The following is a 12,849-nucleotide window of genomic DNA, read 5'->3' on the forward strand; positions in this document are numbered from 1 at the left end:
GCCGGCGACACTCGACCGCACCCGGACGCCTGCTGACGCCCGCGAGATCACCCCTCGGCGCAACTCACGACCGCTGTTGTCCACCAACCGCGTCGACGACCTCGTCGACAACCGGGACCGGGGCCGCCCAACCGTCCGACCCGGCCGGCAGGACCGCCGACTGCCGGAGGACCCGTAAGGACACCACCATCGCCAACACGACCCCCACCTACACGATCAAGCGCTCGCCCGACGGGTGCACCGTCGTGAACGGGCCCCTCAACGAACTCGCGCTGACCGTTCTGAAGAATCACGAGTTCACCGAACCGGCGAGCAACGGCCCGGGCATGGAACTGCGACTACCCGCGCACTTCGACGAGGCACGACAGATCGTCACCGCGGTCGACGCGGCGAACGACCTTCGCACATTCGGGTTCGGTGTCGAACTCGACCCCAGGCTCGGCACACGGGCACGTACCTTCGTCGAGACCCGATCGCCCGACCCCGGCCACGACCTCGCCCTACTGACCTACCGCCTCGCCGAAGCCGACCAGGACCATGAAGCCGTGGCCCGGCACGCCGACACCGTCTTCGGCAGCGACGGTGCCCTGGCCCGCCTCGCCACCTTCACCGGTGCCCTCGGCGGCTGGGCCGCCAGGCTGGGGCACACACCCGGCGACGACCTGTCCGATATCCTCCCCGAACACGCCCGCACCCTCGACGACATGCACAGACAGCTCACCGACACCGCGGTGCGCATGAAGGCCCTCGGAACCCTGCACGAGGACGACCGCGCCCCGAGCCCGAGGCGCCACGCGGCAACCGCCGCCACCCAGGCGCGCCCCGCCGTACCGACCCCGGCGCAGCCCCCCGCACCCGCCGTACCCGGGAAGCCGGGCCCGCGCCGGGCGCGCTGATGGCCGACATCACCTTCGGCACCACCGTCGTCGCCATCGGCGGCAGCCCGAACCGGCGCCCCGGCGCAGCCCGCCAACTGGAGCAAGCCGGCTTCACCTACCTCCCCGACCTCGGCATGCACGAACTCCCCGTCGGCACCCACCCCGAGGACGCCCTCCTGCGGATCGAGTACGCCGCCGACCTCCTGACAGCGGCCGGCCACACCAACCTCGGCATCGACCCCGACCTGACCTGGTGGCTGGAACGCCAGGCTCGGCAGACCGCCGTCCACGCCCAGAGCACACGGTGCACACCACCGCCCAACCCCACGACCGCCGTCCCCAAGAACCCAGGAGAACCGACATCCCCGCAGACCCGGACACGCTGATCGACGTCGCCCCCGCCTACCTGGCCGGCCGCTCCTACGCCAACCAGGTATTCGAGCGGCTGACCGGCGAGTGGGCATGGGGACACAGCACCGCGACGGAGCTGAGCTGGAGCTTCGCCTGGAGCCCGGACCACCGCTTCCGACTCGTCGACGGGCAACTCGACCCAGGCGCCTGGTGGCACATCGCCGCCGCCCGCGACCCGCTCGGCCCACCCCAGTGGCAGGCCGGCTTCTCCAAGGAGACCCCGCCCGAGTTCGTTACGGCCGTGGCCGAGGAACTCGCCCGCACCGGCTCCGGCATCGACTGGACCGGCGAAGGCCACCCCGCGCTCAAGGCACCCACCGACCGCCGGGCCCTGATCCGCATCCTCCAGGATGCCGGCTGGCGCAGCACCTACCGCAACGGCGAACTGGACCTCGAAGCCCCCGACCGGCTCGCCCGCGTCCAGATCCGCATCGACCCACCGGGCGACGCACTCGACCTCATGTCCCGGCCACACCTGTACGTCGAGATCGGGCCCCGCGACAACGGCAGATACCCGACCTACTGGCAGGCCATGGCGACGACCGGCACCCCCACCGCCGCCGTCGACGCGATCGCCCTCGCGCTCACCGACCCCACGCCGCCACCCGCGCTCGCGTCGACACCCACCCTCTCCTCCGCCCTGTCCTCGAAGTCCTCGCCGAAGCCGCGCCGGAGGAGTGAACGGATGATCAGGCTGTCGCCGGAAGCAGTGAGGCCTCGCCGAACCAGGGTTCGGCGAGGCCTCCTTGAGCTGCCGGACTACCTGCTGCCGACCGGTATCAGGACCATCACGAAGAAGGCCTGGACGCCTACCTGAATGGCCAGCATGGCTCCGGTGCCCACCGGCAGAATGAACACCACCGGCAGCATGAGCACCATGATGGCGACGGCTCTGAGGTCACCGGGTGAGGGGCTCCGCCGCAGCTTCGCCATCAGTGCCAGCAGAATCAGGGTGGAGCCGCCCACGAGGAGTAGCATGCCTGGCCCGTACTTCATGTAGCCCGTGAACGAGTTCCAGAGGTCGAGGCGACCTCCGGTCTCGCTCTGCGCCGGGTCGTACCGGCGGGGAGCCGTCAACGAGATCAGCGTCCACCCGATCATGAACACCACGGCGTAGCGGAACGCGCAGTCCAACAGCCAGAGCAACCCGGACCGGCCGGGGTTCCGCTCCGTCCGGACCGCCGTCAGCAACCTGCTGTGCATGTACCACCGATCCAGGTCTTGTCGATCTTGTCGAAGTTCCAGGCGATCCGGGGCTTGCCCGGATCGCGGTAGTCGTGCGCGGTGCAGCGCGCGGCCGCGACCGCACCGGCGCCGGGAACCTCGCGGATCACCGTGCGGACGGCGGCGATCAGCCGGGTGACGGTGTCCTGGGTGGCGACCGCGTCGTCCAGCACGGTGGAGTCCAGTGCCCGCTTCTGGCGGCCCCTGAGCACGCCGGTCGCGTCCACGACCTCCCGCACGGCCTCGAAGACCCGGTTCGGGCACTGTGAGCGGGCCAGCCGGCGGCGGAAGCAGGACAGCGGGGACGGGTCGAACGCGGTGTCGTTCAGCCCGAGTCCGCAGGCGGCCTTCCACCGCAGGCCGCACCGCGGTTCCTGGACCGTCTCGAAGTCGGACAGGCCGTGCAGGGCCTGCAGGGTGATCACCGCGGCCAGGATCTGCGGCGGCATGCTCGGACGGCCGTTCGCCGACGGATACATGTCCGCGAACATCGCCACCGGGAACAGACGCCCCCGATGCCCGGCCGGGAACGCGAACACACTCCCCACCGGGATCAACTCCCGGCAGATCTCCCACACATCCGGACCGACCGTCTCCCCGACCCATTCCCCCACCGCCACAGAAACGAGTCTGGCCCCACCGCTCTCGCAGCGGGGCCAGAACCCAACATCCTCATCAGCCTTCTAGGCCTTGGCGAGCCAGGCCGTGGCGTTGAGGGCGAGGGCGGCGTCGGTGCCCGCCGGGTCGTCCCAGCCGTTGAAGAGGGTGTTGCCCGGCTGGCCGGTGCCGTCGTCGACGGGGGAGCTGTCGCCCCAGATCGCGACCCGGCCGCTGCCGAAGGTGCTGGTGACGAAGAACGCGCCGGTGGTGCCGCTGTAGCCGGTGCGGTAGAGCAGGCCCTTGACCGACGGGTTGTCGGCGGGCTTGAGCGTGAACGTGGTGCCGTTGCGCAGGATCGAGCCGGTGACGGTGCCGAAGGTGCCGTGCAGCACCGGGTCGGTGGCGTCGTTGACCGCGCGCGGGTTGTCGGTGGTGATGTTCTTGAGGTCGACCGAGAACCCGAAGGGGTCGTTGTTGTTCACCCCGTTGTCGGTCAGCAGGTCGTTGATGATCGCGGGGGAGTCCCAGCCGTCGTTGTTGCGGTCGCTCTGGGTGTGGTCGGAGATGAGGAAGAGCCCGCCGCCGTTCTGCACGAAACGCAGAACAGCGGACTTCTCGGTCGCGCTGAGCCGGATGTTGGGCTCGGGGACGACGAAGGTGTCGAAGTTGGCGAGGTCGAGCGCGGCGCCGGTGCCGTAGCTGATGGTGGAGCCGGCGGGGAGGGTCTTGAGGCTGTACTGGCCGGTCTTCTGGAGGGCGACGCCCCAGGCGGAGAGGGCGCCGGTCCAGCTCTTCTCGGAGGTGGGGCCGGCGTTCTGGGCCAGCGGGTCGGGCTGGCTGGTGCTGATGATCCAGTCGGCGTTGCCGGCGGTCTCGGCCTTGCTGTTGTCGAACAGCACCCGGTGCTGGGTCCCGGTAACCCGGGGAGCGGCGGCCTGGGGAGCGGCGGCCTGGGCGGCGGGAGTGGCCAAGGCGGTGGGGGCGATACCGGTGAGGCCGGCCGCGAGCAGCGCCGCGGCGGCCAGTGCCGCAGCGGTTCGAATGCGGATCATATGCCTTTCCTCCGTGGTGAGTTGAGGTGTCGGCGCCCGAAGTATTCGCGCGTAGAACGTGAGTATCCGCGCGTGGCGGGGCCGCCGAAAGCCTCCGGAGGTTACAAGGATTTGTACGGTGCATGGCGATCGCCGGGATGGCCCTTCACACGCTCCGTGCCCGATCGCCGCCAATCCGTAATTGCACATGACTTGCAAGTACTTCCCCGCCGGGGGAAAGATGGCCCAGCTCCGTCGTCACCCCCCCCGAAAGGACGACACGATGTCCAGCCCCGCCGCAGGTGCCACCGCCGTCAGATGGCGCGACCGGCTCACCCGCGATGAGTGGGTCCGCCTGGCCGGCATGGGCGGCTTCATCCTCGCGCTGCACGTGATCGGCTGGTTCACCCTGCTCGCGGTCATCGCGCCCGAGCACTACGACGTCGGCGGCCAGGTCTTCGGCGCCGGTATGGGCCTCACCGCCTACACCCTCGGCATGCGGCACGCCTTCGACGCGGACCACATCGCCGCCATCGACAACACCACCCGCAAGCTGATGGGCCAGGGCAAGCGGCCGCTCTCGGTCGGCTTCTGGTTCTCGCTGGGCCACTCCTCGATCGTCTTCGGCCTCTGCGCGCTGCTCGCCTTCGGCATCCAGTCCCTCGCCGGGCAGGTGGAGTCGGACGACTCCACCCTGCACGAGACCACCGGCCTGATCGGCGTCTCCGTCTCCGGGACGTTCCTGCTGCTCATCGGTCTGATCAACCTGGGTGCCTTCAACGGCATCCTCAAGGTGTTCCGCAAGATGCGTCAGGGCGAGTTCGACGAGGCCGAGCTGGAGGCGCAGCTCGACAAGCGCGGCTTCATGAACCGCATCCTGGGCCGGGTCACCAGGGCCGTCACCAAGCCCTGGCACATGTACCCGGTCGGTCTGCTGTTCGGCCTGGGCTTCGACACCGCCACCGAGGTGTCCCTGCTGGTCCTGGCCGGCGGTGCGGCCGCGTTCCAACTGCCCTGGTACGCCCTGCTGGTGCTGCCGGTGCTGTTCGCGGCCGGGATGAGCCTGCTGGACACCATCGACGGTTCGTTCATGAACTTCGCCTACGAGTGGGCGTTCTCCAAGCCCGTCCGCAAGATCTACTACAACCTGACCGTCACCGGCCTGTCCGTGCTGGTCGCGCTGGTGATCGGCTCGATCGAACTGCTCGGGCTGCTCGGCGAGAAGCTGGACATCACCAGCGGGCCGATCGCCTGGATCAGCGAGCTGGACCTCAACTTCGTCGGCTACGCCATCGTCGGCCTGTTCGTGCTGACCTGGGTGGCGGCGATCGGGTACTGGAAGTTCGGCCGGGTCGAGGAGAAGTGGTCGGCCGGCCTGGCGACCGGGTCCACCACTGTCGAGCGCGAGTAGCCGCAGACGGCCGAGGGCCGGCCGGCCCGGGGGGTGAACCCCGGGCCGCCCGGCCCTTTCTCCTCGGTCCTCGCTGCTACCGGTCAGGGCGGGTCAGCGCCCGTGGATCTCCACCTTCGGGTAGGGGATGCCCCAGGAGCGCCAGATCCCGGCGTAGATCTTCACGCCACCGCGGCCCCGGTTGGCCTTCTTGGCGATGTCCTTGGCCCAGTACTTGGCCAGGTAGCTGAGCGCCCACAGGGCCCAGCCGACGATCCGCGCGGCGATGTGCGGGACCTTCTGCAGCACCTTGCCGACGAACTTCGCGAACCCGCCCGCCGCGTACAGCACGGCCGCCAGGGTGTTCGCCTCGCTCCGGCTGAAGGTCGCGGTGTACTTCTTGTACCAGGCCAGCCCGGTGAGGTCGTCCATGGTGATCGGATCGACCGGGTAGCCGTAGTGGTTGGGCGAGCCCTCCTGGAGCGGGTCGAGCTGCAGGAAGCGGCCGGTGCCGGAGTCGTAGACCCGGGCGCCCATCAGGGTCAGACCGCTGAGGCTGTCGCCGCCCCGCAGCGCCCCGCCGAGCCAGCCGTACTCGGTGCTCGCCGCGGCGTCCACCGGGTTGCCGTACTCGTCGTAGTGGTAGACGGCGAGGTCCTCGGTGCCGTCCGGGGAGAGCTGGACGGAGACGTCACCGTGCAGGTTGGTCAGCAGCAGGACGACGCCGCCGTCGGGGCCGGTGGCCGCCGTCAGCTGGCCGGTGAGGTCCTGGACGTTGCGGGTGAGCTTGCCCGCGGCCGTCCTGGACCAGGTGGGGCTGTCGGTACCGGCGCCGTAGTGGTTGGTGGACTGCTCGGTGACGGCCCAGGTGCCGTCGGCGCCCTTGGCCTCGGTGGTGACCGAGGCCAGCCGGCCGGCCGCGTCCAGGTCCCAGGTCTTGCGCTGGTCGCCGAGGGTCTCGCCGCGCAGCAGGTCGTTGACGTGGTAGCTCAGCGCGGTGCCCTTGGGCAGGGTGGTGGTGCGGCCGAGCGCGTCGTAGGCGTAGCCGGGGCCGGTGAGCCGGTCGGCGGTGTCGTGGCCGGAGTTGACGGTGGTGGTGACGGTGTCGTTGGTGGCCGGGTCACAGTCGTCCGAGACGGTGGTCAGGCCGGTCCGGTTGCTGTTCTTGTCGAAGGTGTAGGCGCGGCTGGAGCAGGCCAGGCCGGTGGTGTCGGCGGCCTTGGTGAGCCGGCCGGTCGAGTCGTAGGTGTAGTCGCTGGTGGTGCTGTTGCCGTCGCTCTGGGTCCGGCCGGCCTGCTGGCCGTGGACGGTGTAGTCGGCGGTGTCGGCCAGCAGGACGGTGCCCGACTGGTTGGTGTAGGTCTTGCCGGTCTTGATGCCCCGGCTGTCGTAGCTGGTGGTCAGGGTGTTGCCGCCGGGCAGCGTCTGGGTGGTCAGCCGGCCCTCGACGTCGTAGCCGGCGGTGAAGGTGCCCGCGACCGAGTCGGTGAGCGAGGTGGGCAGACCGCGCGGGTCCTTGGCGGTGTCGTAGCCGTAGGTGGTGGTGGACGGCACGGAGTCCGACCGCTTCACCACCCGGTCCAGCAGGTCGTACTCGGTGGTGGTGACGTTGCCCGCACCGTCGTCGTACGAGACCTCGCGGCCCAGCCGGTCGTAGCCCTGGGCGATGGTGGTCGTGCCGTTGGTGACCGTGGCGGGCTGGCCGTTGACCGGGTCGTAGCTCACGGTGAGGTCGGCCACCGGGGCGCCGGTGCCGCCGGTGACGGAGACCTTCGCCGGGCGCCCGGCGGCGTCGTAGCCGCGGGTGGTGGTGCGGGTGACGCCGTTGGCGACCTCGGTGAGGACGGTCGGGTTGCCCCAGCGGTCGTACTGCTGGGTCTTGGTCGGCAGCTGGAGCGGGTTGGCGCCGCCGCCGGCGATCTGCGCGGCCGGGCCGGTGGAGCAGACCAGGTCGGCCCACTCGGGGCGCCCGGCGCAGGCGCCGGTGCCGGTGGCGCTCCAGTACGTGGTCACCGTGGTGGCCGCGTCGGAGCCGTTGGAGTTGGGGCGGCTCTGGGTCACGACCCGGCCGGCCGCGTCGTAGCCGGTGGTGGTGGTGATCTTCAGATCGGCCGGGTCCTGGACGGTCCGCACGGGCAGGCCCTTGGCCCAGTCGTAGCCGGTCGCGGTGGTGCGGGCGTCGGCGTCGGCGGGGTAGCCGTCGACCCGGGCGCCGAAGGTCACCGTGGTGGAGCGGTCGCTGACGGCGGCGTCCGCCGGGCGGCCCTCGTCGTAGGCGGTGACGGTGTGGGCACGGGCCGGGACCTCGGCGCCGGCCGCGAGGGCCGGGCTGGTGCCGGAGGCGGCCAGGCCGTGCTCCAGGGTGACCAGTTGCAGCGGGTCGAGCTGGTCGACCAGGCGCTTGCCGTCGGCCGAGTACGCCGACAGCGAGGAGAGCACCTGGGCGCGGTCGGCCGTGGAGCGGCCGGCGATGCCCAGCTCCCGCAGGGTGGCGAGGTCCTTGCCGGTGGTGGCGAGGGCCAGGATGCGGTTCTCCGCGGAGAGGGTGCGCACCGTGCTGCCGAAGGCGTTGTACTCGGTGGTGGTGATGCCGCCGCCGGGGGTGGCGGTGTTGACCTCGCGCCCGGAGGCGTTGGTGTAGGTCAGCGAGGCGCGGGTGTACGCGTTGGTGCCGAGCGCCTTGCCGTCGTGGCTCGCCGGAACGGCGTCCGGCGGCAGCACGGCGGTGGCGTCGGTCGGGGCGTCGCTCTGGCCCCAGGCCGCGACGTCGGACGGGCCCAGCGGGTACGGCGCGTTGGCACCGCTCAGCGGGACGTCGTAGACGACGGAGGTGGTGGCGGTGCCGCTGGTGACGTCCTTGCTGCCCTGCTTGAGGGCGGGCCGGGAGGCCGCGAGCAGCATGCCGTCGCCGGCCGTGGCGGCGTTGCCGGCCTTGCCGTACTCCAGCGTCCACGGCAGCTCGCCGGGCCCGGTCGTGGTGGTGACCCGGCCGGCCGCGTCGTAGCCGTACGCGGTCTTCAGCGCCGGGCTGATCCGCGGGTCCCAGACCTCGCGCAGCCGGCCCGCGTCGTCGTACGCGTACTGGGTGACCACGACGGGGGTCGCCGCGGCGGCGCCCGGGTCGGTGGACCAGAGCCGGATCTGCTTCACCTGGCCGGTGACGTCGCCGAGCGCGGCGGAGGTGGCGGTGGTGGCGGTGGCGTAGACGTACTCCAGCACCCGGCAGCCGGCCGTGGCGGGCACGGCGGCGCAGGTGGCGGAGGCGGCCGCCGAGGTCGGCGCGACCACGTACTTCGGGCGGGCCAGGGTCTTGCCGCCGGTGACGACCTTCTCCGAGACCACGCTGGTGGTGGAGTTCTCGCTGGGCAGCGAGGAGCCGGTGGCCTGCCAGGTGGTGGCGGCCGGGTCGACCTTGGCGAAGGTGACGGTGGTGCCGGCGGTGTCCTTCAGGGTGAAGGAGCCGGTCAGCGCGCCGGTGAGGGTGAGGTCCTCGGCGCCGGGCTCGGGCTTCCAGCCGCCGGCGCCGGTGGCGGTGAAGCCGGTCTCGGCGCCGTCGGCGGAGACCACCGCGAGCGAGGTCGGCGACGTCTGACGGACGTACCGGTAGGCGACGTCGGTGATGTCGGCGGTGGTGCCGGAGCTCCACTGCGGGCCGAAGATCGCGGCCTGGCCCTCCTGTGCCGAGCCGTTGGCGGGGCGGCGGGAGGAGTAGGAGCGCTCGGCGGAGAGGCCGAAGCCCGCGGCGTCGGTGGCGGCGAGGGCGAGGTCACCGGTGAGGGTGTTGACCTTGCCCGGGCCGACGGTCGTCTCGGGCGCCGTGCCCGCGTTGCGGTCCACCGTGACGGTGTTGGGCTCGGTGGCGTCGGTGGCCGTGCCGTCGGTGAACACCGCGCGGACGTCCACCGGACCGTTCTCGGCCAGGGTGTCGGTGATGTTCCAGGTCAGCGCGGCCGGCTTGCCCGCGGGGGCGGCGAACGGCCAGCCGGTGACGGCCTTGCCGTCGGTGGTGGTGACGTTGGCGGCCGGCACGTCCTTCCAGGCGTCCGTCTCACCGCGCCGGTACTGGTAGCGCACGCCGGTGTAGGTGCTGTTGCCCTCCGCCTGGAGGGAGGTGCGGCGGGCCGGGCGCTCGCCGGCGCCGGGGGCGACCAGGGCCGAGCCCTTGCCCGCGTAGAAGGTGTACGTCTTGTCGGCGGAGACGTTGCCCGCCGCGTCCCGGGTGTGCGCGGTGACGGTGTGCGCGCCCGCCTTGAAGCCGAGCGTGGCCTTCACCGGGGCGCCGGTGGTGGCGACGGTGACCCAGGCGCCGCCGTCCAGCCGGTACTGGATGTCCTTCACGTCGCTGGTCGGCGGGGTGAAGGTGAAGGAGCCGCTGTAGCCGCCGTTCGCGTCCGGGGTGCCCGCCCACTGGCCGGCCGGGAAGTCCCCGGAGGACACGGTGGTCGTGCCCGGCGCGGTGGTGTCCACGGTGAACGAGCGGAAGCCGGACCAGGCGCTGTTGGCGGTGCCGTCCCAGGAGCGCGAGCGCCACTTGTAACCACCGGGCGCCAGCGCGGTGGTGGGCGACCAGGTGAAGGTCGAGCCGGAGGCCGCGTACGGGGTGTTGCCGGCCTGGAGGGCCGCGGTGCCGTTGGCGGCCCAGACCTCGAAGTCCAGCTTGATGTTGCCGCCGTCGGGGTCGGTCGCCTTGGCGGACAGGGTCGGCTTGGCGTCGCCGGTGAGCGCGCCGTCGGCCGGGCTGAGCAGGGTGGAGACGGCCGGCGGGGTGTTGTAGGTGACCGACAGGTACGGCGTGTTGGAGGACGCGTTGCCGGAGTTGAACTTCTTCCAGCCGTACGGGTCGCTCTCGTCGGTGGCCCGGATGCCCAGGGTGTTGCTGGCGTTGCCGTTGCCGGCCCAGGCCTGGACGAGGGCGGTGATGTCCTGGTTCACCCAGCCGTCGTTGCAGGAGCTGGAGTAGCCCTTGGTGGCCGTGGAGGTGGCCCACTTGCGGTTCCAGCCGGGCTGCGCCGTCCAGCGGGTGCTGGTGCTCGCGCTGCCGGTGTCCCAGACCTCCCAGCCCTTGGCGGTGCAGGACCAGGAGTGGAAGTTCCACAGGTTGAGCTTGCCGCTGGTGATCTGCTTGCCGCTGATCTTCGCCATCGGGAACTGCAGGAACGAACGGGCCTTCTGGCCGGAGCCGTTGTTGCCCAGCTTCAGCTCGGTCTGGGAGGAGACGTCGGTGCCGTACCCCTCCTGGACGAAGGTGTCGAAGCCGACGCCGATGTTGACCGCCGGGTCGATGGTGACGGGGTACTTGGTGTTCGGGTCGTTCAGGAAGGCCGCGTCGGGGGTGAGCGTCAGGTCGACGTCGTCGCCCCGCTGGGTCACCTTCAGGGTGACCGGCGCGGTGCGGGTGTGGTCGCCGCTGCGCTCGTCGACCTGGGCGTCCCACATCACCGGCGCGGGCAGCTGGCCGGCCTCCTGACCGGTCTTCGGGTCGAGGAAGGAGACCGAGTTGTCGGCGTTGTGCCGGGCCTGGAGGCCGGCCGCGTTCAGGGTGAGCGTGACGCTGCCGTTGGCGGCGACCGCCGAGCGGTCCTTGAGCTCCAGGAACTGCTCGAAGCCGGTCCGGGTGGACTCGATGACCAGGTCGGTGGCGGTGAGCGCGTTCTCGTACCGGGCCTTGGCGCCGTCCACGGTGGGCGCGGGCAGGGTGCCGCGCCAGGACAGCGACATCGCGGTGCCGGCGCCGTTGTCCAGCGAGAGCAGCGGAGTCGCCGGGGCCTGCTGGTCGCCGGCCGGGGCGCCGGCCGCCTTGAACCCGGACACGGCGGCGGGCGGGGTGGCGCCGGCCAGGGCGAGGTTCAGCGGGTGGCCCTTGGCCTTGACGCTGCCGTCCGCCTGCCGGGCGAGGTTCACGTCGATCGGCTGGAGCTTTCCGGACTTGTCCTTGTAGCGGACCGGCCCGGTGGCCATGTCGAGCGTGGTGGTGCCGTCCGGGTTGATCCAGGTGGTGGTGGACTCGGTGCGCTCGTCCGTCACCTCGATCCGGCGGTTCTCCAGCCGGGCCTTGAGGTGGGCGGTGGCGAGGTCCGGTGCCTCGGCCGGGCCGAGCGCCTGGGCCTGCTGGGGGGTCGGGGCCTGCGGGGTGACGGCGACGGCCTGGCCGGTCGCCATGATGACGGCGGCGGACTCGGCGGCCAGGACGACGGCGAGCGCGACGGCGGTCTTGCGCAGGACGCCGTTGTGGCGGCGCCGGGCGGTCGGGGGCGGTGCGGCGTCTCCGGCTCCTGGGCGGGGGAGTGCGCCGTGGGGGTGTGGCATCGGGCTCCTTTGAGGGTCTTGACGGCTTCGACGGGCTTGTTTCCGGCGGGCTCGACGGCTCGGCTCCGGCGGTCGGCTCCGACGGCTGGTGGAGCATGCCGACGGAGCTGCGCATAGCTCACGTGATGTGGCCATGCCAGTCATGAGGGGGTAAAGCGATCGATATGAATCGGCCAAAATGGCGGGGGACCGGGATGGGGGGAAACCCGCCCGGAAGATCAGAAAGCGCGCACGGTCGCGGAGTTACCCCAGCGGCAGTGCGAAGCGACCGGACGGCCCGGCCGCCAGGGCCCGGTCGAGCAGGGCCTTCGCCCGCAGCTCGGCCACGGCCTCGTCCGGCGCCCGGACGTACAGCACCAGACCGACGCCCTCCGGGACGGCGCGGGCACGCACGTGTTCCAGGCCGTCGCCCGGGCCCGCGGACCCCCACAGGGCGGCCTGGACGTCGGCGGCCCCGGCCTCGCCCGGCGGGGTGGCGGAGACGTCCAGGAGGGTCAGGTGGACGGCGAACACCGGGAGGTCAGTCCCACCCGATGGTGCCGCCGTCGACGGGGGCGCCGTCCCAGCCGACCGGTCCGGCCGGCGGGGTGTCCCAGCCGATGCCGCCGTCGTCGGCGCCGCCGGCGGCGGTCACGGTGACGGCGGCGGTGGCGGGCGCGGCGGGGGAGGGCTGGGCGACGAAGGCGGGTGCGGCGGCCGCGGCGAGGGCGAGGGCGAGAACGGTGACGGCGAGCGGGCGGACGGTCTTGGGCACGACGGTTCCTGTTCTGTGCAGGGGAGGTGCGGGGCTGTTCGGGCTCAGGGCTGTTCGGGCCCGGGACCCGGCCGGGTTCGGGGCTCGGCCGGGCTCTGGGACGAACGGAGGCGAACGGGACTGAACGGAGGTGAGGGTGGGTCACGAGGATGGCTGCGCGCAGGGTGAATCCTCCCGGCGTCCGCCCGGCGGCGGGAGGGGCAACCGCGGGCAGCATCAGGACAGGCAGCTTGCTGCAACCCCCGCCGGGCGCAC

General features: G+C 71.8%; 9 protein-coding genes and 1 pseudogene. 4 read left to right on the forward strand and 6 right to left on the reverse strand.

All coding sequences use genetic code 11. The features are described from left to right. Positions 1-245 precede the first annotated feature (245 nt). Genes ACIQIB_RS16610 through ACIQIB_RS16620 form a run of 3 tightly spaced genes read left to right on the forward strand, consistent with a single transcriptional unit; the run spans position 246 to position 2,106 of the window. Positions 246-896, forward strand: coding sequence for a hypothetical protein (locus tag ACIQIB_RS16610; RefSeq protein WP_400758604.1), 651 nt, complete (start codon positions 246-248; stop codon positions 894-896). After that, complete coding sequence (locus tag ACIQIB_RS16615) at positions 896-1,264, forward strand: hypothetical protein (protein ID WP_400758606.1); 369 nt, start codon at positions 896-898, stop codon at positions 1,262-1,264. The genes ACIQIB_RS16610 and ACIQIB_RS16615 overlap by 1 nt, the downstream gene beginning before the upstream one ends. Further along, positions 1,183-2,106 (forward strand): DUF317 domain-containing protein, encoded by a 924-nt coding sequence (locus tag ACIQIB_RS16620; RefSeq protein WP_400758608.1) that lies wholly within the window; start codon positions 1,183-1,185, stop codon positions 2,104-2,106. The genes ACIQIB_RS16615 and ACIQIB_RS16620 overlap by 82 nt, the downstream gene beginning before the upstream one ends. On the opposite strand, the gene ACIQIB_RS16625 is transcribed toward ACIQIB_RS16620, so the two are convergent. The 3 genes and pseudogenes from ACIQIB_RS16625 to ACIQIB_RS16635 all read right to left on the reverse strand — a co-directional run bounded on the left by ACIQIB_RS16625 (position 2,049) and on the right by ACIQIB_RS16635 (position 4,165). Beyond that, positions 2,049-2,492 carry a hypothetical protein gene (locus ACIQIB_RS16625; RefSeq protein ID WP_400758611.1) on the reverse strand — a complete coding sequence of 148 codons (444 nt, stop codon included), beginning with the start codon at positions 2,490-2,492 and terminating at the stop codon, positions 2,049-2,051. The genes ACIQIB_RS16620 and ACIQIB_RS16625 overlap by 58 nt on opposite strands. Positions 2,493-2,527: 35 nt before the next feature. Continuing rightward, positions 2,528-3,127, reverse strand: a pseudogene (locus tag ACIQIB_RS16630) (transposase); the annotation flags it as partial. A 69-nt stretch (positions 3,128-3,196) separates the two neighbouring features. After that, on the reverse strand, positions 3,197-4,165 hold the full coding sequence (locus ACIQIB_RS16635) for a hydrolase (protein WP_400758614.1): 969 nt from the start codon (positions 4,163-4,165) through the stop codon (positions 3,197-3,199). A gap of 262 nt (positions 4,166-4,427) precedes the next feature. Between ACIQIB_RS16635 and ACIQIB_RS16640 the strand changes: the two genes are divergently transcribed. Continuing rightward, complete coding sequence (locus ACIQIB_RS16640) at positions 4,428-5,555, forward strand: HoxN/HupN/NixA family nickel/cobalt transporter (RefSeq protein ID WP_400758616.1); 1,128 nt, start codon at positions 4,428-4,430, stop codon at positions 5,553-5,555. Positions 5,556-5,648: 93 nt separating this feature from the next. Here the strand turns inward: ACIQIB_RS16640 and ACIQIB_RS16645 are convergent, their stop codons facing one another. The 3 genes from ACIQIB_RS16645 to ACIQIB_RS16655 form a co-directional block, all read right to left on the reverse strand. After that, a complete protein-coding gene (locus ACIQIB_RS16645) occupies positions 5,649-11,840 on the reverse strand; it encodes a DNRLRE domain-containing protein (protein ID WP_400758617.1) in 6,192 nt (2,063 codons plus the stop codon). Positions 11,841-12,083: 243 nt separating this feature from the next. After that, positions 12,084-12,353, reverse strand: a complete 270-nt coding sequence (locus ACIQIB_RS16650) for a hypothetical protein (RefSeq protein ID WP_363613625.1) — start codon at positions 12,351-12,353, stop codon at positions 12,084-12,086. 7 nt (positions 12,354-12,360) lie between these two features. Further along, a complete protein-coding gene (locus tag ACIQIB_RS16655) occupies positions 12,361-12,594 on the reverse strand; it encodes a hypothetical protein (protein ID WP_400758619.1) in 234 nt (77 codons plus the stop codon). Between the last annotated feature and the right edge of the window lie 255 nt (positions 12,595-12,849).

It is taken from the genome of Kitasatospora sp. NPDC092286, from assembly GCF_044755565.1.
GTDB lineage: Bacteria > Actinomycetota > Actinomycetes > Streptomycetales > Streptomycetaceae > Kitasatospora.